19 protein-coding genes and 1 pseudogene are annotated in these 20268 nt (G+C 35.1%); all 20 read right to left on the reverse strand.

What is annotated here, in order from left to right; translation table 11 throughout:
- Nucleotides 1-48 precede the first annotated feature (48 nt).
- The 20 genes and pseudogenes from BLP68_RS05220 to BLP68_RS05310 all read right to left on the reverse strand — a co-directional run bounded on the left by BLP68_RS05220 (nucleotide 49) and on the right by BLP68_RS05310 (nucleotide 19918).
- Nucleotides 49-636: a helix-turn-helix domain-containing protein gene (locus BLP68_RS05220; protein WP_091540874.1), complete on the reverse strand. Its 588-nt coding sequence runs from the start codon at nucleotides 634-636 to the stop codon at nucleotides 49-51.
- Nucleotides 637-670: 34 nt separating this feature from the next.
- The gene (locus BLP68_RS05225; RefSeq protein WP_091540877.1) at nucleotides 671-2707 is read right to left on the reverse strand and encodes an AAA family ATPase; all 2037 of its coding nucleotides are present in this window, start codon (nucleotides 2705-2707) and stop codon (nucleotides 671-673) included.
- A gap of 1 nt (nucleotide 2708) precedes the next feature.
- Nucleotides 2709-3173, reverse strand: a complete 465-nt coding sequence (locus BLP68_RS05230) for a DUF6530 family protein (RefSeq protein WP_176758875.1) — start codon at nucleotides 3171-3173, stop codon at nucleotides 2709-2711.
- The gene (locus BLP68_RS05235; RefSeq protein ID WP_091540882.1) at nucleotides 3170-3514 is read right to left on the reverse strand and encodes a GIY-YIG nuclease family protein; all 345 of its coding nucleotides are present in this window, start codon (nucleotides 3512-3514) and stop codon (nucleotides 3170-3172) included. Before BLP68_RS05235 ends, BLP68_RS05230 begins: the two co-directional genes overlap by 4 nt.
- 351 nt (nucleotides 3515-3865) lie before the next feature.
- Nucleotides 3866-4774 carry an Mph(B) family macrolide 2'-phosphotransferase gene (locus BLP68_RS05240; protein ID WP_091540883.1) on the reverse strand — a complete coding sequence of 303 codons (909 nt, stop codon included), beginning with the start codon at nucleotides 4772-4774 and terminating at the stop codon, nucleotides 3866-3868.
- 163 nt (nucleotides 4775-4937) lie between these two features.
- The gene (locus BLP68_RS05245) at nucleotides 4938-5537 is read right to left on the reverse strand and encodes a TetR/AcrR family transcriptional regulator (protein WP_207647873.1); all 600 of its coding nucleotides are present in this window, start codon (nucleotides 5535-5537) and stop codon (nucleotides 4938-4940) included.
- A gap of 680 nt (nucleotides 5538-6217) precedes the next feature.
- Complete coding sequence (gene bla, locus BLP68_RS05250; RefSeq protein WP_091540889.1) at nucleotides 6218-7000, reverse strand: subclass B1 metallo-beta-lactamase; 783 nt, start codon at nucleotides 6998-7000, stop codon at nucleotides 6218-6220.
- A 497-nt stretch (nucleotides 7001-7497) separates the two neighbouring features.
- Nucleotides 7498-9288 carry a BlaR1 family beta-lactam sensor/signal transducer gene (locus BLP68_RS05255; RefSeq protein WP_091540893.1) on the reverse strand — a complete coding sequence of 597 codons (1791 nt, stop codon included), beginning with the start codon at nucleotides 9286-9288 and terminating at the stop codon, nucleotides 7498-7500.
- 3 nt (nucleotides 9289-9291) lie between these two features.
- The gene (locus BLP68_RS05260; RefSeq protein ID WP_091540895.1) at nucleotides 9292-9678 is read right to left on the reverse strand and encodes a BlaI/MecI/CopY family transcriptional regulator; all 387 of its coding nucleotides are present in this window, start codon (nucleotides 9676-9678) and stop codon (nucleotides 9292-9294) included.
- A gap of 543 nt (nucleotides 9679-10221) precedes the next feature.
- Nucleotides 10222-11190, reverse strand: a complete 969-nt coding sequence (locus tag BLP68_RS05265) for a linear amide C-N hydrolase (protein ID WP_091540897.1) — start codon at nucleotides 11188-11190, stop codon at nucleotides 10222-10224.
- Between the two features lie 771 nt (nucleotides 11191-11961).
- Nucleotides 11962-12234: pseudogene (locus tag BLP68_RS05270) on the reverse strand (HEPN domain-containing protein); the annotation flags it as partial.
- Nucleotides 12235-12255: 21 nt separating this feature from the next.
- Complete coding sequence (locus BLP68_RS05275) at nucleotides 12256-12579, reverse strand: nucleotidyltransferase domain-containing protein (protein WP_091540899.1); 324 nt, start codon at nucleotides 12577-12579, stop codon at nucleotides 12256-12258.
- A gap of 121 nt (nucleotides 12580-12700) precedes the next feature.
- Nucleotides 12701-12958, reverse strand: coding sequence for a hypothetical protein (locus BLP68_RS05280; protein WP_330389079.1), 258 nt, complete (start codon nucleotides 12956-12958; stop codon nucleotides 12701-12703).
- Nucleotides 12959-13357: 399 nt separating this feature from the next.
- The gene (locus BLP68_RS21645) at nucleotides 13358-13498 is read right to left on the reverse strand and encodes a hypothetical protein (protein ID WP_176758876.1); all 141 of its coding nucleotides are present in this window, start codon (nucleotides 13496-13498) and stop codon (nucleotides 13358-13360) included.
- Between the two features lie 149 nt (nucleotides 13499-13647).
- Nucleotides 13648-14460, reverse strand: a complete 813-nt coding sequence (locus BLP68_RS05285; RefSeq protein ID WP_091540902.1) for a DUF169 domain-containing protein — start codon at nucleotides 14458-14460, stop codon at nucleotides 13648-13650.
- A gap of 11 nt (nucleotides 14461-14471) precedes the next feature.
- Entirely contained in the window at nucleotides 14472-16103 is a 1632-nt protein-coding gene (locus BLP68_RS05290; protein WP_091540904.1) for an ABC transporter substrate-binding protein, read from the reverse strand.
- A gap of 39 nt (nucleotides 16104-16142) precedes the next feature.
- Entirely contained in the window at nucleotides 16143-17129 is a 987-nt protein-coding gene (locus BLP68_RS05295) for an ABC transporter ATP-binding protein (protein ID WP_091540906.1), read from the reverse strand.
- Nucleotides 17130-17158: 29 nt separating this feature from the next.
- On the reverse strand, nucleotides 17159-18127 hold the full coding sequence (locus BLP68_RS05300) for an ABC transporter ATP-binding protein (RefSeq protein ID WP_091540909.1): 969 nt from the start codon (nucleotides 18125-18127) through the stop codon (nucleotides 17159-17161).
- Nucleotides 18124-18969, reverse strand: a complete 846-nt coding sequence (locus BLP68_RS05305) for an ABC transporter permease (RefSeq protein WP_091540912.1) — start codon at nucleotides 18967-18969, stop codon at nucleotides 18124-18126. The genes BLP68_RS05300 and BLP68_RS05305 overlap by 4 nt, the downstream gene beginning before the upstream one ends.
- A gap of 1 nt (nucleotide 18970) precedes the next feature.
- Nucleotides 18971-19918: an ABC transporter permease gene (locus BLP68_RS05310; RefSeq protein ID WP_091540914.1), complete on the reverse strand. Its 948-nt coding sequence runs from the start codon at nucleotides 19916-19918 to the stop codon at nucleotides 18971-18973.
- Between the last annotated feature and the right edge of the window lie 350 nt (nucleotides 19919-20268).

Here is a 20268-nt window from a genome sequence, read left to right on the forward strand (position 1 = left end):
TTGTAACACTCCTTAATTATAATAATACAGATTCCCCTTTAAAAAATATCATAAGTTTTCATATACCACTAAACCATGGTTAATACAATAAACATATAGTTTGCCACCAATAGTTATTGGAAACCTACAAGTAGGACTTTGCTCTGGATACAAACGATTTAAAAATACCCTATCGCTTTTAACACAAGCAACAAAAGAAATATAATGTTCTTTGGTCATAGGATGATCAAAGGTAATATAGTAATCCATGTCTATTTCTGCTACTGTAATTTGGGGTGAGGTAAGTGGATCCATAGGCATGATACGCTCCAATTTTCTTCCACAACAGAAGATAGAGGCACTTCCCGTGCTAACCAGAGTATTTCCACAGGAAGGACAGACATAAAATCGGATCCTGTCAATATTGCCATTGTCTGGCTTGTTGGGTGTAATTTCACCCTCCATCATCGGTTTCATATCAACCCCCAAAATAGCAGATAGTTCTGGCCACAGGGATAAATCAGGGCAGCCTAAGCCACATTCCCATTTGGAAACCGTCTTATTTTGAATACCCAACACATCTGCAATATTTTTCTGTGTAAGATTTTTTTCCTTTCGCAGCTTGGAAATCAACTTGCCTATTTTCACACAGTCCATATACCTACCTCCATTTCTGCTTAGAATAACATACTTACAGAAACCTTGCAATTATTTGTAGCAATCTTGCTGGAAGCTGCTTCAAATCGGTTATATCCAATGTATTTTCAGCTCCGTAAAGTTCACGTATAGCCTCTTTATCCTGCCCAATAGCTGCAGCAAGGAACTGGATGCCTTTACGACGATATTCCTGTAAAGTATCTTTCATGTCGTGAGCTGCTTTATCACCTGTGTAATCAGGCATAGCTTTAGGCTGCCCGTCACTAATGCTAATTAATAATTTAGTTTTTTGCGGTGCATTAAGCAATCTATCAGAAATAATACGTAATGCCATACCATCCCGGTTATTGCTACGAGCTTGAATGTTCATGAGAGCATATTTTTCGTCTATGTCTTTGTTTTCAAAGTTTACATATGCATAAATGGACATTTGTTCTAACTTAGAGCGGTCTGCTGTATCCCCGTAAACCATAATGGGAATTCCACAGCCAGTGCAGAATTCATATAAAGCGATGGCAGCCTGTTTTGCTGCATCTAAGCGACCAAAAGCCGACATAGACGCTGACTCGTCGATCCTGAGGGCAACTGCAAGGGAGGGTTCCTCTCCGGGTGGACGCTTACGGGCAAATACCCGAAAATCCAAAGAAGCAGCTTGATCAGCACAGAATTTTGTACCATAAAGCTGGGACTTAGTGAATTCAGCAGAAACCTTATGCTCTAAAAGTGGGTTTGTTTTGCGGATTAGCTCTCGAATGACTGGTAGTAAGCTTGCAGCCATGTTTTGATATTCTTCCCTATTTTGAGCGGTAGCTTCCGGACGGTGGACAATTAGCTTGATTGCATCATGGAAGCTTCCTTGAACACTTTGCCGAGCTTCTGTGTTCAACTGTTTACGAAATTCTTTTTTTTGTAATTGGCTTGTAATGGGTTTATCAAGCTCATGGTAAAATGGAGTGCCATTTTCTCCATTATCATTGCTTGAAGCATCAGTATTTTTATCACTGCTGGTATCGGAATGCCCCTCGCTGTCTGCTGATTTTCTCAGACGGATTGCATTTTTATCAGCCTTATCTGGTTCTGCAGCGTATTCTCCATTATCGGAAATATTAATTTCCATTACTTCTGGATTCTCTCCCTCTAAATGGGATTGATAGACGGTATCCAATTCGGAAAGCATCTCTAGCAAGCCATGGCTTGCTAGAGCCTGTTCTAAAATGGCAAGCTCCTGTGGATCAGTGGTAATTTTGTAGAGTACTTTGTGATATAAAGTATTTTTCACTGATGCCCCACTTGCAACGGCATCAACCCAAAATATATAGGATCGCATGCCGGCCACACCTTTAATTGCATTAGCCTTAGCTGTTTCATCCAACAGGATAATCGTTTCTGCTAATAGAGAAAGAACATTTTCAGAATAATAGCCGGTCTTAGCTTTGGCCCGTTCCATCATAACTGCTTTCGTTGGTAAGTCTAGTTTTTCGGCATGCTGTACTCTATCACGCAAAGCTTCGTTTAATGGACGGTAGCCATTGTAGCCACGGTTTGTTGTAATAATAGCAATAAAATCCGGGTGTCGATGGGCGATGCGAGTTGGTAGGTTTAAGCTACCACCAGGTTCTAATGCTGAATTAAGAGCCATTAAAACAGCTGCATCCCGAATCACTGTCGGCTCCTGAATTTCCAAGAGCCATCCATTTTCATAAGCACGAACAATTTCCGACGGATAATAGCGATATTCAACTGTATCAGATTTATTATTTTCGTTTAATACTGGCAGTATAGAACCCAGCACATCGGATTTATCCATATCTGCAAAACAGGTTACTTTCGTGTAGGGTAGGTTAAAATCGGCAGAGAGGGCTTTTGCAAGCTGGGTTTTTCCCGAACCTGCATCCCCCTCCATTAAAATTGTACTGATTTTCATTTCACCACGATTCCAATTTCTTTTTACTTCTTGATATATGCGTTTTTCTGCTTCACTTTCAATATGGGAAAGAGGCTTTTGCCAAACAAGGGACTGCTCTTCTTCTGTTAACAGTCTGCTAGGTGACAGAATACAGTTCTGTTTCATCTTAATAACACTCCAATTCTTCTAAAATACGGCTCAGTACCCGTTGTCTTTCTCCAATCAATTCCCCTAAATCATTCAGACCTTGAGCAAATGCTTTAATATCATCTTTGATGTTTTGGTTGTCAACACAAATCTCTACGGGTAGTACCCCACCTTGTACGCCAATTCGCTCCACGGTTGGTTTTTCCGGATCATATAACAGTGGAAGCCGATAAGCCTCCTTAAAGTAAAGTAATGTCCTGGATAAAAAGATTATCAGGTCAAATACTTGATGTATAGGGATCTCCTGGGCTAAAATCGACTTACCATCTTTGTCATTTTTCCAAATTTGTGCAGCAATCTGCATTTTTTTATTTTCTTCCAATATTGGCACACCTAATGTTAACCGTTTGATGTCAGAGTTATATGCATTTCTGCCATCTATGAGATCATAACCCTTTGACAACATAACTGTTTTTTCATTCATTTCCATATCCTCCTTGCATTAGGATCAGTAGCTAAACATTGCTCCCTTAAACTTTCTAGTTCTGCTGTATGATCTTCGTTTGGGTCATCATACTTTAACACTTTGATAACTGATAGTTCAAAGTTTTCTCTGCAATATTTGTTCCAAAGTTCCTGTAATCGTTTATTTGGATGCCAGTTGGCTGCTAATTTTAAATTAGTGCTGTTAAAGTCAGCTTTTGTATCTTTAGAGATACCTAAAAATACTTCGCCAGTTTCTTTACAGCAGTAAGATATTACACCCATTTCAGGCTGTCTGTTTTTATAGGCTTCCAAAATTTCTTTTTTTCTTTTAATATCCATTTGTCTTCACCTCGACTTTATTATATACTTATGTACTTAAAAACATAATCCACGCTACGTAGACCAATTAAACGCATTTATCCTATCCTCTCTACCCTACAAATTTCATCTATTCTGTCAACTCAACCCTATCTAATTTTAGGCTCATTTTTTACCTAAAAATAAACCCTCGATATGTTCCTATGAAGGCATATCGAGGGCTAAAGTCGAGAGGACAGAATTACTTTTAATTTTAACATCCTCTGTAATATATTGTTCTCAAGGCTTTCTGAGCCTTACTTTTTAAACATATCCACGGCATTTTTTGAACCATCGGTAGGTGGGAACATATCGATAACTTCTTTACACCGCTTACGAACCTTGCACTTCTAATACTTCCTTTGCCATCTGTTCATATTCCTCAATGCCAGACACTAATGCAAACTCAGCGATTGAAACTGGGTATGCTGCGTCAAGTTCGATAATATGCTCTTTCATCTTAAGCCAGTAATATCCACCAGCTTCCTTATAAGCAAGAATCAAAGCTTCCAGCCCTTCTTCTCCAAAAGCTTTATAGTTGAAAACAAAGTCATGCGAAACATCTGTAACCTTAGCTTCAGTCCAGTCGATTAATCCAGTCACATTGGCATCCTTATCAATCATAGTATGGCCGGCATGTACATCCCCATGAATCAGTCCAGTTTTCTTAGGCCACATATCATCATCATTCATCCATGCTTGCCATCTGTTCCATAGATTCTCACCTACACCAAACTTTGCTCTTACTGCATCCATACGCTGCTTCATTGACATTCTTGCTTCTTCTGGTGTGTGCACTACTAGGTCAAGCTCTGCGGCTTTACTACTAGGTATGCTATGCATCTCTGCCAGCACACTGCCTAGCGACTTGTGAAATAGTTCTGGAACATTATTTATGTCTATCTCCCAAATATAGTTACCTATGTTATGATCTATCGTACCTGCTGGCACACCATCTAACTTTTTATAAGCTATTAGATCATCTGTGTAAATGATCCAGTTTGGTGCCTGAAAGGATACAGCGTACTTATTTACCAAATCCAAAGCTTGTTTTTCTACCTTTGTTCTAGGCATCACATCTTCCCGTCTAGGTAATCTTAGAACCCAATCAATTCCATTATTATCTCGTGCAAAAACAACTTGAAAATCAAGCCCTGATTCATTAAACTGCATCATTTCTTCTTTAAGAAAAAGATTGTGTTTTTTTGCTATCTCAATTACTTGTTTAATATCTTTACTCATTAAAAATCACTCCTGACTTTAGCTTTTATATAGAAGTTATAAACTTGCAGCATGCTTGGATAAACCTCAGTACAGATATGAACATCATTAAAACGAATTATTCTTTCTGTCATAAATAACCACCTTTATACTTTTATATCACAATATCTTTATCTAGTCTAAATTAAAATCGAGTGATTCGATCAGCAACAGCTTCGAACAATAACTCTTTAATTCTTTCATAATTGTATTGCTGCAAATCTCTCTTTTGAGAACCTATTAACCAAGCTGCTCTTAAAACTCCAGCTATAATGCCTGGTTCTTCATCGATAATCTCCTTAGATTCTTGACGTGACTTTATAAACTCCATAAGAGGGACGATGCTTCTTAGATGCTCTGAGCCAACATAATCTGGATTTAGCTTTCTAGATACAAGCTTGTACTCCTCAAGGTCATAAACCAACCTTTGAGTTAAAATTTTATCTTCTAGTTCCAACGCCATCTCATTTAAGTATATCTTTATAGCTGAACGTATATCCTCTGCGGCCATAACCTTTGGCCAAACCTGCTTTTCAATTTGCTCTCCCTCATGTGCTAACAATTCCATATATAGCATTTCTTTTGATTCGAAAAATATATAAAAAGAACTCTTTGCAATGCCAACTGATGAAGTAATATCCTCAAGAGATGTACTCTTAAAGCCTTTATCTATAAAAAACCGATATGCAACTTTAAGCAATTCTTCTCGAATTTTTTCTTTTTCTAACTCTGTAAATTTAGCCACAACATAAAACGCCTCCATTCCAGAACATAAAAACAAATTGTTTATTTGTTTTTATTCTAACATGGATGTATGTAAAAATCAAGATTTGAATCACCTCAAAACCTAATCTCTTTCCTGTCTATTTTTAGTGTTCATTTAGATTTTGTCTTTTCCTCTCTTGACCAAACATACTAATGTACAGAAATATTTCATCGGTATCTTAACTACTGCAGAAATCATCGCCCAAAGCTGATGAAGGCTAAACGACAAGCAGGGCAAGTGTCAATACACTTGCCCTGCTTGTTGGGGCCAGCCCCAAACCCGATTTGACCTCTGCCCAACTTTACAATGGACCTTGATTATAATTATAGCATCATTATCCGTTATCTACTAACTTTCTCTCTTATTTCTAACATTAATCATCGTCTATCCTTATAGCATTCCCAAATTCATCCAACACAAAATCTTTTAAGCCTTTGATATCATCCTAATTTTTCTCAATCAAGACGCAACACAATTTACCAAATAAATGTTAGTGCTTGAACTTTATAACGAAACCTATCCCCAGAAGGTAAGCTTCGAGTGACTACACTCATATCTTTTTATTATTATATTCATTAAGTAATCTAACAGCGCTTGTGCAACACACGAGAACCGTCCCTTTGTGTTCTTTGTGTTCTCACTGAGAGGGACTTTTTATATTACTCGCTTACTAATTTTAATGTGTGTTTAATTAAATCTATACTTCCCCATTCTCCATGCCCAGGTATTACTACTTCGGCATCAGGGTACTTTTCTAGTAAGTTTTTTACTGAATACGGCCATTGTTGAACGTTTGCATCTTCAATATTACCCTTATCCTTTGAATCTAAGGATTTTATGAAACACCCACCAAACAAAACTTTATATTGTGGAAACCAAACTGTTATATTGTCAACTGTATGCCCTTCTCCAGGATAAAAAACTTCCACATCAATATTTCCAACCGAAAAGTTCGGTTCTGAGTCAAGTTTTGGTTGTGGTTTATTAAATCCACGCTTCTCAGCCTCTTTAACAGTCATGCTAGTACTTCTGACATCTACTTGATTTTCAAGTAATGTATCAATACCACCTATTCTATCCTCATGTGCGTGTGTAATGATTGCAATGCTAATATCTTTCTTAAACACATCCTTAGTAAGGGTTAACAACTCTCTTGTTTGCTCATTGTTCCATGGAGTATCAACTAAAATTAATCCATTTGAAGATATTGCAACAATACCATTAGAGGGTACCCTATAACCATTGTATATTGAATAGCTGGTATGTACCCAAATCGTATCATTTATCTTATATAACTCAATATAGTTCTCATCGCTTGAACCACTTTTGTAAAATTCTTCAAAAACCTCAACTTTTCCTTGAGAAATATCACCATTTTTATTGCAGCCAACTAAGGATAATAAAACAATTAAAATTATTATAAGTTTACAAAATCTTTTCATAAGACCTCCTTGAGTATTGTGATTAAACTTATTGCCTTTTTAACATTATACATATCTTAAAAACCTCACTTTCTTTAATATAACTATCCTTTATCTAAATATTACATGTGTAATATTAAAAAGTCAAGTGCTTTTATAAAGATATTTTTTATTGTTATATATAATAAAGACAACCTGGTTCCTTAACAGTTAGAATCACTAGAGTTATTGAAGAATCTTTACTATATACAAAACTACGAAATAACACTTTGGTACTTTATAGTAGTATATTATAGTATAATGGATTGGAGTTTTTTGATATGAGACAATTAATTTTTTACTTTTAATAGCTCCTTATTATTTAGGTTTTTCGAAAATATATTTATCCAACAAAACAAGACAAGGATAAAAGAATGAGAATATTATGTTCAACATTTCTTTATCTTTGTCTCTCGTTGTAAAATAGAAAAGGAAGGTATATTTAGAACACGTTGGTAAGCCGCACCCTACTTTATTACTTAATATATGTTTTTGCTTTCTAATATAGAGAGGGTTATCTCTGCTGCCACACTTCCACTAGCTTCATTATCTGCTCTGATATAAGTGGCAAAAATAAAGGTATTTCCTGCCTTCTCCACATATCCGATGAACCAACCATTGACGCCCTTATCATTAACAATACCTGTTCCTGTTTTTCCAGAGAGAATGGTTCCCTCTTTTTCTGACAGTTTTAATACGTCTTTGACTACCTTAATGTTTTCCTCTTTGAAAGGCATATTATATGTATAAAAATCTTTTAGCATCTGGACTTGCTCCACAGGAGATATGCACAATGAGGATTCTACCCAATAGTTCCATATCCCTCCAGATAAATCATAATTGCCGTATTGGATTTGTTCAAAATAGGATTGTAAGTTACTTAACCCTACCGATCTATCTAAATCTTGAAAATACCAGTTTGTAGAATACTTCATTGCAGAAGATAAATCTTGGTCTTGATTCCATTTTTCAAAAGGGTATTTCGTTCCATTCCAATGTTTTGATGAATTTCCATCCTGTATCACATTCAATTCCAATGCCATTAAAGCACTGAATATTTTGTAGGTAGAGTTGGGGGATACCCTGACTGTACTTATATGCTTATTGTAAATCCAATACTGATCATCTTGTAAATCATATAACACAAAACTTCCATCAAAACCATTGAAGAAGGGACTTAAATCCTCATACAACAGATGTTCTTTTTGAAAATCAAATCTGCCTTCCTTATAAGAGATAGCTGAGATCATAGGAAATTGGCTAAAAATAATACATCCAATAAAAACAAAAATAAGGATACTCTTAGCTCTCAATTGCTTTGATTCCGCTGTAAATGCAGTTATTTTTTCTATTCGTTTTTTTGCTTGTTGTTTGGAAGCACTTATATCTATGGTTAAATACAGATATGAGGGCTGTGATAATTTCTCAATAAAATAAATAATAGTTCTTCCGTAATCAATATAACAGCTTTCATCAAGCATCTTTAATACAGAAATATCACAGGCTATTTCTCGGTCTGTTCTCATGGTTTTAAAGGCTATCCACACCAGAGGATTAAACCAGTACAGCATTTGAAAAATGCACATCAAATAGTTGATAAAAATGTCCTTGTTTTTGTAATGGTTCAGCTCATGCAAAAAAACATACTTGATTTGATTACTAGATAAGTGCTTTACAATATTGGTAGGGAGTATAATATATGTACGTAGAAGTCCAAAAGTAATAGGAGTCTGTACCAAAGAGGACTCCCCCAGTATAATTTTCTTGGTAATGCCAAGTTCATCTTTACACTGCACAAATAACTTTTCTATTTCTTCATTTTGCAATGATCTAATAGATCTTTTTAGGTTCTTAATATGACCAGTACAGAGTATCGTGATTGCTATAAGAATAACTATGCCTGCAAACCATATTCCAATGAAGAACATGTTTAAGTATTCGGGAGTATAGCGGCTTACAGATAGTGCAAAGTCATCCAGCCAGCCAGCACTATTTAATGAATTATATTCTTTATAATGTAGGTCAAATATATGTGGGGTAATAATTTCGTTGATACTTATGCTACCTCCCCATTTATATAAACCTATACCATCAATCCATTGCATTGGTATAAAGGGTATAGTGAGCATACCTAGAACCAAAAACCAAATATTGTACTGCCATCTCATAGAAATATGTTTATTTAATATCCTTTTGACCAATAAGATAAGAAGAATCAAGGAGGATGTCACAATGGAACTTATTAATAAACGTAGATAAAAGAAGTCCATAGGCTACTTTCCTCCCTTGTCTAGCCTTTCGTCCAACATCTTCTTTAATTCATGTATTTCATCATTTGTCAATTTATTGCTTTCAATGAAATTCACAAGCATTGAATTAATAGCTCCGTTATAGAATTTGTTAAGAAAAGATTTGCTTTCTTTCTCTACATAATCTTCTTGTTTAATCAATGAAGTATACACGAATATTCTGCTATTTTTTGTGTAGTCCAAAACTCCTTTTTTAACCAATCTAGAAAGCAGGGTCTGAATCGTCTTAGGAGTCCATGAGCTACTTTCCAAAAGTTTATCGACAACTTCATTGGTACTAATGGGCTCATTTGACCATATAATCTTCATAACCTCGTATTCTGCTTCAGAAATAGTAGGTAACATACTCATATCATTAGACCTCCTAACTCTTACATTTGTAATAAATTGATTTTATCATATTATGATGAACAGAGCAATATCACGAAACACCTTTATAATCAGTAGATAATTGCAACAAACTCATATTGAACCTTCCCACAGGAGACATAAAGGGATAGTTCTTGCGTGCTCCTTCTATGCTCTATATGTTTATCTTATTATGCCGATGCTTATTCTTGTCAGTCTTTCCATTTACAACACACTAGAACCGTCCCTTTGTGTTCTGTGTTCTTTGTGTTGCATGATGGAGGATGTTGAAGCTAAAAAGGTTGAGATGATCATCACTAAACGCCTGTCCTGATTTGGCCGAAATACCGTCGATACACTATAATGTATTAGTTAGCTTAGAGAACTGAAAGTGGGCTTATACTTTGAAAAAAAAATATCCCCACAATAAATAATGAAGATAAACTGTTAATCACCTTGATTTTAGCCACAGCCTAGTCAAAAAGCCTAGATATGGGACTTCAGAGACATTAATGCAAATTCAGTTCTTTAACCTTCTTCGCCAAGTTATGGTAATATTTCTTCATATAAAGTACCTGTGGTTATTGGTATAGGATCATACTTTGTTTTTCCACTGAAATCGATTTTTTCAAAGTTCAAAACTCTAATAGATTGGTTTTGATTACTGCGAAAATAATATTTTTTATTTTTATGGTCTCTAACAACCTCATATTGTGTTATATGAACTCCACCTTCATGTGATTTTTCACCATTAACAAGGGTTACTCTATTAATAATGTAAAAAGCTTGCTGTATTTCCTGATTAATGTTTTGGCTAACTGAAGAATATTTTCGTAGTAGAGAAGTGCGAACAAAGCGGGAAGATGATGTAGAATCTCCCGGAAGCCCATGCAAACTACTACCATCTTGTGAGTTATTATTAAGGTTACGATAATTTTTCAAATTTTTTAGATGCCAGTGTAAAAAGGGATTAATAGTTAAAACTGAAGCACCTTCATTGTGGTATTGATTAATTTGACTGTTTTCTGCTTCAAGCACAATACTATCGCCATTGGCATCATGTGCAATAAGATGAAAGTCATTAAAGAATCGTAGGGGGGTCAATAGTCCACAGATAGTTACTTGAGGTAAGATTTTCTTTATATCTTCAATATCTTTACATTTTCCTAAAATATATTGTAATAGATAAACCATGGGAATATTTTTATCATTACATTTACAGGGTTTTGGATACTGAGTACCACCCAAAACCAGTAGGGCTGCTGATAAACCTTTTTCATTTAGGCCATCAGCATAGAAGGGCATGTTAAAGACACTTATTCCAACAAAACCATAGTCTGATTCCCACCTCATCCCTTCTTTCAGGAAATTTTTTTCATCTCCATCAATGAAACTTTGCACTCTTGTTTCTCTAGGAACTATAACAAACTTTGAATGAAGATCATCAGTGTAGTCCATAGTACGACCAGAGACTTTAATATTTTTTTGCCCAGGCAAAATAAATTCAGTACACATATATGATTCCTCCTTGTAATGAATTAATTTTTAAATAAGATGGCGAAGTCAATTTGTCTATCTGCACTACAATATATGTCAAAAATAATATATTGTGTACTTTGTGGGATTAATATGGGGGCTGGTGGCTTATAATACTAAATAATTAAAGGGGCAACAATAGCACTTATAATTACTAATTTTTGTGGACTGCAGAGAGGAAGGATTGCATTATTTGAAAAGGATCATAGCATAAGAATCCCTGAAGAAAAACTGGAATGGATTTCGAACGATTTATGCAGGCAGACAATACCCTAAGTAGAAAAGCAGAAGGTTCCGATTGGACTTTCATTGGTAAAACATATCACTAATTTCAACTTCTCTATCAGCACAACAGCCTCAGTCGTAGAATGTTCCCAATTCCACTTCGTTTCTCTCGTGCTCTTTGACATTCCTGACATGAGACGTATATTAGCTCGTCCAACGACAAAGGAGTTGTCGACGAACTTATGCAAGAAAATCTCAAATCTTTGATTTCGCGATTTCTACTGCCATCTGCTTACTTTGTAAGCAGTGTTACGGCTTCAACATGTCTGGAGTTGATAGTGTCAACAAAATCAAGTCGGAATAGCGCTTGCTCTCTAAAAAAATAATCCCCCTTAGGGGGATGGTAGTTCTATTATTATATATACTCCTACTCTTCTTGTACCATTTTTGGTGCTATATTGATAATAAAATCCCTAATTGCCTTCGCACTTATTAAGGCATCCTGCATATCTCTTTCCTCTAGCATTAATTCATTGGATACCTAGGTTGTACCCCGTAAGCAGTTAAGTCGGAACAATGATCTGCTATATCTAAAAAGCTATCAGATACATTGGCACATAGCTTTTGTAATTGATCTAGGTCATGAGTCTTCGGTGGATTCATCCCATGCAATACTAGATATCCCTTTAGATATTTTTCAGCTGACTGTTGACAATGATAACAGATAATTTCAATAGGAATAGGACACATCTTCAGAAGATATTCTGCACTCAATAAGTCCATTTCTGCAAACCTTTGCCATTCCTTTGCACTTGTTAATTATCCATAGAGCACCATACCTTCCTGTGCTATTTGACGCTCTATAGATGGAATATACTTTCGTTGATTAAATTTATTTTTCTTGCTAACTATCACATCTACTGGCATTGTTTTTTTATCCCTAATTGCTTTGTTTATCAGTTTCATTGCATCAATTTCGCGAATATCAGCATCCTCTTTAATTACAACAAAGATATCTAAGTCTGAGTCAGCATGTGGTATGCCAGTTGCATATGAACCAAAAAGAAATATCTGCTCCACTGGAATAATTCCTGTAATAATGTCTATAAGCATTTGTAATTCATCCTGTATTCTTTGATCCAACCTCGACACCTCCACTTACTTCTCAGTTTCTACATATCATTTTAACTGCCCTATATATCTATTATTCCACAATATGTAAAATTTATCTTCTGATATAAATAATCCCCTAGGGGGTAGTTCTCTAAAAATAATACGGCCAAGTCAGTGTATGAGGCATGTACTCCGGTATAAATGAAATTCCAACGACTGTTCCCGGTATATTTGTAATCTTTGCTAGCCATCCATAATCTACTTTTTGCGAGTACTTGACGATACCATAAATTCTCCCTGTATTTTCACCTACAATCAGGCTGTTTCTTTTAAGTTCATTACCGATTGGGGTAATAATATTTAATAGGCTATTATTAACTGTTGCTTGATTTTTCTGTGTCTTTTTCATTCACTTTCCCTCATTTTTTGCACGAAAAAAACACAACATCAATGTGCTGTGTTTTTTTCGTGATTATATTCATTTAGTTAATCTATCTTTTTGTATTCAAAGAATAAGTGAAAATTGCTATACCGTTTGAGGGAATTTCCGTTTAGTTTTATAAATTCCCAAGTCTCTTTGTAATCACCTTTAACTGCAAACTGTTCATCTCGAATGAAGTCAACAAATGTAGCTTCCGTCTTATAATAGGAATCAGAAAACCGACCTACAGAAGTTATAGGGTGAATTATCTTTTGTGATATAGTCTTCTTCATATTCTAGAAAGACAATTTTACTTTTTCTATTTATACCTTCTATGTACTTCTTAAGCAGAAAAGCCCTGTTCACACACCATCGTGAAAGGGGCTTTTATTCATTAGCTATTATTCTTAGTTTATTTATCAACAGGCTATTCTTTACCAGTCCACGGGCAGTTGCTGTTCTTGAAACCGGATTTTTAAATCGACTTTCAAGAATAATCCTTAGTTCAATTAAAGAGGTTTTTGACATATCTCCTAATTATTCCACCTGCCATAGTTAAATATTGAGCTGCAAATACGGTAAGTCTGATTGGCAAGTGGGCTACCTCCATCAAAATGCAACAGACGTGTTAATATTCATACCTTAGAGACAACTCATAGTAATTGGTTAGATAAAATCTATATACTGTTATTCCTTATTTTTTTAACCCTCTCGTCGTACTCTTTTAAACCAATACCATAGTTATAATGCATATCAATTTTGTTACCTAAGTCATTGTTATCAAGTGCATTTAGTATGCGTTTTTTCTCTTTATGACTAGAAACGGGATTGGCAGTTGCAACAACTCCGTCTACCAATGTATCAAATATGCCTATAGGAATGGCCACCCCTAATTCTCCTTTTTCAAATCTACCATTAGCTCTCATACCTCTACACATCAAGGAAACATTGATGTCATTGTTATAATATGGTTTAGAAATTAAATCTCCGCACGCAGCTTGATTCCCAAAGAAATTTAGATTTTTGGGGCTCCCAAATTTATATGCATAACCTTGCATTACCCTCATAATAGTTTCTGCATAATCAACCATAATCACAATGTCGGCATCTTCCATTAACTCCAATGGTCCAACCACAATTCCATATATTTCGTGACTCAGATACTTCATACTAGATACTATTTCTCTTGCAACTCCTTTACTTTGGTAAAGTCCGCTATAGTGATAGCTACGACCTTCTGATATAGTAATGTCTGGTTTAGATAAACCCAACGCATATCTAGCATACTCACAGGTCACATTACTATCAACAGCTTTTAAAATATTACCCTCCATAGCTTCTCTCAAGAGATAACACAATGTTCCTTTTTTTGCTGGTGTTGGAATTTTTAAGGCATCAAATTCATTTTGAAAGTCTACAAATTTTACGCCAATAATACTCCTTTGTAAATTCAATACAATAGTTGCCTTTTTTATATTCTGACTTTTCATGAGATGAGCTCCTAGTCTTCGATCCAAACATTCCAGAAGAAAGGTTGTCCATAGCCTGCATATCCTCTTACATTGTCTTGAATTCCATATAGCCTTTTATCATTGAAAACCTTGATATAAGGGACACTCTTCCAAAACTCTTTATAAAACTCTTTTACGATTTCGTATCTTTTATCATAATCAATTTCCTTTTCCATTCTTTTAAAAATTTCATCCATTCTTCTTGAATCCTCATCATCCCAATTAGTGATCCAACCATTTGTACCGGTCCACGGCTCAAACACTTGAGGATCTGGATTCATATCACTCCAACGGGAAAGAGTAATATTCCAATTGCCATTCTTCCTGTAATCACTATATGTTGATCGGTCATACAACTGTACCTCTACATTCAATCCAATATCTTTTAACTGATTTTGTAATACTAGTGCTCCATTACTCATATACATATCAGCTCTAACACCTAAAATAGTAATTAACTCTCCATTATAGTTGGAGTTCCGTACAAATTCTTTAGCTTTTTCTATATTCTGGCTGTCATATATACCTTCCCCCGCTGTCGCATCATGCCAAATGCTTCCCTCTGTGAACCAAGAACCATCATCAACACTCCAAAACTTACTATCCCCTACTTGTGCAGCTGCCATATCATAAGGGTTAATTGCATATGCAACACTTCTCCTTAGATTAACATCATCAAATGGACTTTTACCACTGTTAAATGCTACTACTCCAATAGTACCAAAGTTAGCTGCCGTTGGAGAAATGTTGGGAAAGTTTTCAACTTCATCGTATCTATCAGTTGACAATTCGTCTATAAAAGCAAATTGGGCGCTCTGCAGTCCCGCAACTCGCACGCTTTCTTCTGGAACAAACTCAATCGTTACTTGATCCAAGTATGCAACTCTTTTCCCCGATAAACCAGAAGGTTCCAGCTCTACATGTGTATAATCTTCATACTTCTTTAAAACTACTTTCTGTCCCATAACTATTTCGTCAAAATAAAACGGACCTGTCCCAATATGTTCTGTTATTATAGACTCACCAAATTTATCAATTATTTCTTTTTTCTTAACAAGCATTTTCTGACGAGAAACAGGAGACGCTAAAATATTTATAAAAGGTGAGTAAACTTCATCAAATTTCACTAATATTTTATAATCATCTATGATATCAATACCAACTAGAGAATGAGCAATGGCAGCACCAGCAGGGTTAACCTTGAACCATCTCTCCATAGAGGCTTTAACATCCTCCGCTTTCATTTCTTCACCATCATGAAATTTAACACCTTTTCTTAAAACTATTTCATAGGCTTTCCCATCATCAATAACTGTATATGATTCAGCCAAGTGTGGTATTGCTTCGTTATTGGCACTGAACTCGAACAACCCTTCATAAGCATGATTCGTAACTGCTGTTACTACCCAATCCGCTGATGGATGATCAGGATCAAAATTGTCTGGTGCTGACTGAAAAGCAACTGTTATTTCTCCACCATATACTGGTTCATTGCTTCCCTCTTCATTTATAGTATCATCATAGTCTACACTAGTAGGCTCAGATTGACACCCAGTTAAAAGTGTTGCCAATAAAGCTATTATTATCATAATTTTTATACCTTTTGATAGTTTGTTTTTCATTTTATAACTCCACCTTTTTAATTAATTTTAACATTAAAGTCAACTGCGAATCACTGCTGCCTTTCCTGATTCATTATGATGTGTTTTTTTACAAGCCACATAATGGGTTTCAGTTATTCTTTCATATTCATTTTCAAAATTTCTGCAGTTTTCATCCCCAAAAGGGCACCTATTATAAAAGCTGCACAAATCTTCATCATTTTCCATCTCTCCACCACCAAAGCATTCATAATCCAAATCTAAATTGCTATTTGGCTCAATTTTTAAAATAGAATCTAACAAGAGCTTTGTATATGGATGATGGGGAGATTCAAAGATCTCATCGGTTTTACCAACTTCAACAATTTGTCCCAAGTACATTATAGCGATCCGGTCACTCACATGTTTTACAACTGATAAGTTGTGTGATATGAATATGTAGGAGTAACCATAATCAACCTGTAACTTTTTAAGCAAATTGAGTATTTGGGCTTGAACGAGTAAATCCAGCGCTGAAACAGGTTCATCGCATATTATCAAATCAGGTTTTGTTGCTATAGCTCTTGCAATACCTATACGTTGTCTTTGCCCTCCTGAAAATTCATGGGGATATTTATTCAAATCATCAACTTCTAGTCCTACACTTGTAATTAATCTTTCACATTCCTGTTGAACTTCTTGTTTACTTAATCCTTTATCTGTCATTATGGATTCAGATAAGAGCTTTCTCACATTCATTCTTGGGTTTAAAGAGCTGTATGGGTCTTGAAAAATAATTTGCATAGAAGGTCTTATTCCTTTTAATGTTCTTTTAGACATAGTTCTAATATTCTTACCTTTAAACCATATTTCACCAGTATCTGCTTCAATTAATCTCAAGATTATTCTTCCTGTAGTCGTTTTACCGCAACCAGATTCTCCAACTATTGAAAAAATTTCGCCATTCTTTAAATTAAAATTTACATTTCTAACTGCTGGAATAGTATGGTCTTTTGAGGTGAATTTTTTGCTTATATTCTTAACTTCTAATAAATACTCATTATCCATTTTTCATCATCCATCTTCTATAATAGTTATCAATTATTTACTTCCCAGCATTTAACTCTACCACTTCCATGTAATTTTAAGGTTATGGGGGGTCTTACATTCATACATAGTGGTTTTCTCTCTTCACATCTTGCTGCAAACTTGCAACCGATAATTATTTCTTCCGGCCTAGGAACAGAACCATTAACAATCGTCAGATTCTTTCGACCTTCCACTAATTCCTTAGCAGAAAGTAAGAGTTTTTTAGTGTAGGGATGTTTCGGATTATTAATAATGTTTTCTGTTGTATCTTCTTCAACAATTTCACCGGAATACATGACAATAACTCTTTCACACATTTGGGAAATAACACCTAAATCATGCGATATGAGTAACATCGACATGCTTTTCTCTTTTATTAGCCTTTTCATAATTCTCAGCACTTGAGCTTGAACTGTAACATCTAAAGCTGTAGTAGGTTCATCAGCAATTAGTAATAATGGGTTACACGATATAGCAATGGCAATTAAAACACGTTGTCGCATTCCACCTGAAAGCTCATAAGGATAACATTTCAAAACTTTTTCTGGTTCTTTAATACCCACATCATTTAATAGTTCTATACTTTGACTATGTGCCTCTCTTTTAGACATTTCTAGGTGAGTTCTTAGTGGTTCTGCCAACTGTCTTCCTATAGTAAGCAATGGATTCAATGCTGTCATTGGCTCCTGAAAAATCATCCCTATCTCTCTCCCACAAATTTTCCTCAGTTCTTTCTCTTTCATAGTAGAAAGCACTTTCTCTCTAAAACTAATCTTCCCCCCTGTTATGCTGATATGTTTGTTTAATAGTCCTAGAATACTTAGTGCGGTTATACTTTTTCCACAACCAGATTCCCCAACTATTCCTAATGTTTGTCCTGGTTTTAAACTAAAGGATATATTATCCAAAATGGTCACAATAGCATTTTTACTCTTAGCTTTAATCTCTAAGTTCTCAATTTTCAACACTTCACTCATATTTCTCCTCTTCTATTTACATTTTTATTCTTAGGATCGTAATGAATTCTTAATCCATCTCCAAATGTATTTAAAGCAAAGACAGTTAAAGAAATAGTCAGTCCTGGGAAGGTCATAATCCATGGAGCCGTCATAAAGTAGTTCCTTCCATCATTAACCATGCCACCAAGACTAGGCATTGGAGCTTGAATCCCGACACCTAAAAAACTAAGAATCGATTCATTTAATATGGCCATTGCAAAAATATATGTTGTCTGCACGATTATTGGTGATATAATATTGGGCAGTATGCAGTTGGTAATGATATAAATATCTCCCTTGCCGATAGCTATAGTCGATTCAACATATTCAGTTTCTTTCACAGAGCGAACTGAATTAAAGGTAATTCTAGCTATCATAGGGAAGTATGAAATAGATAACGCTATTATGATATTTATAACCCCTGACCCCAAGATACCCGCTAGAGTAATTGCTAATATAATTGTTGGAAAAGCCATAATGCCATCTACAATTCTCATTAATAGTTTTTCTGTAATAGGATAATAGGCAGATATAGTTCCTACGACTAAACCAACAAATAAGCTAAATAATGTAACGAAAGCACCTATAAATAATGATATCCTTATACCAAAACAGGTTCTTGCAAATACATCTCTTCCCAAGTTGTCTGTACCCATTAAATGCTCTGTATAAGGACTTTCAAGTCTATTTGCAGGAGAAACAGAGGTTGTATCATGCTCTGTTAAAATAGATCCAAATATTGACAACAATATAGGTATGCACATCAAAATAATACCTAATCTTATTTGTGAATTTTTAAATGTAAGTTTATTGCCTATCATATTACTCAAACCTAGTCCTTGGATTAATTAATGTACATATTATATCTGCTAGCATGTTGATAAAAACAAAAATAATTCCAATAAATAAAAGTACTCCCTGTATTAAGGGATAATCGCGATTATGAACTGCAGTTATCACAAGATTCCCAGTTCCTGGTATATTAAATATTTGCTCAATCACAGCCGCACCACCTAACAAACCTGCAAAACTAAAACTCACCACCATCACAATCGAAGGCAACGCATTTATAAAAGCATGGAGGTTTATTACCTGCTTTTCATTTATTCCCTTTGCACGAGCAGTTCTTAAATAGTCCTGTTGTAGAACATCAAGCATTGTTGTTCTCGTCATCCGAGCAATTTGTCCGCTGTGCATTATTCCTAAAACTAATGCCGGAAGTAACAGGTCATAAACTGCAACGAAGAATCCTGCTGTTTCTACCCTTCGATATCCAGCCACTGGAAATAAGTTGATTTTTACGCATAATAAATGTATAAGTATTATTGCAATCCAAAATGCAGGTAATGATATAGATATTAATGATCCGATGGAGAAAGCTCTGTCGAAAAACCCACCATTTTCTTTTGCTGCTTTAATACCTATTGGAACACCTAAAGCAACACTAATTGTGATCGCAATCAACGCCAATAAAAAAGTGGGCTCAACCCTTGACATAACTATATCAATTATAGGTTCTTTCCAAAGTAAAGAATCTCCCATATCTAGACGTAAAAAGCCCGTTAACCAAATTAAAAATTGCTCAACCATAGGCTTGTCCAAATTCAACTCTTGTCTCATATGTACAATTTGATCGTTGGTAGCCTTATCCCCAAGCATTGTAATTATGGGGTCGCCTGGCATTAGGTGTATAATAAAAAACGAAAAAATAATTATCAATAATATTACAGAAAAACCCCTTAAAATTCTTTTAATAATATAGTTCAACATCCCTTATCGTTTATGACATCTTTAAAAAACTATTATGTCATACATCCTTTCTTATTATTACATTAATTTTTAGTACCATTATCGCTACAAATCATAGTTCCTTTTCCCAAACCTGTCATAAAAACTAACAAGTGGTCACCATCATTGAAAGAAAATTACACTAATAAATGCCATCAACTTACTAAAGCCCTTTATGCTTAAAAGCCATCTAGAATTATATCTCAACTTTATAACCACTGTCTAATTGATTTTATCAATATCTTTGTTAAAAATTATTCAAAGATTCAATAATATAGGTATTTAAAGTATAAATTGTTATAGTTGGTAAATAAGGCTTCTCCACAGCTAGT

Origin of the sequence: Alkaliphilus peptidifermentans DSM 18978 (genome assembly GCF_900101495.1) — a bacterium.
Lineage (GTDB): Bacteria > Bacillota > Clostridia > Peptostreptococcales > Natronincolaceae > Alkaliphilus_C > Alkaliphilus_C peptidifermentans.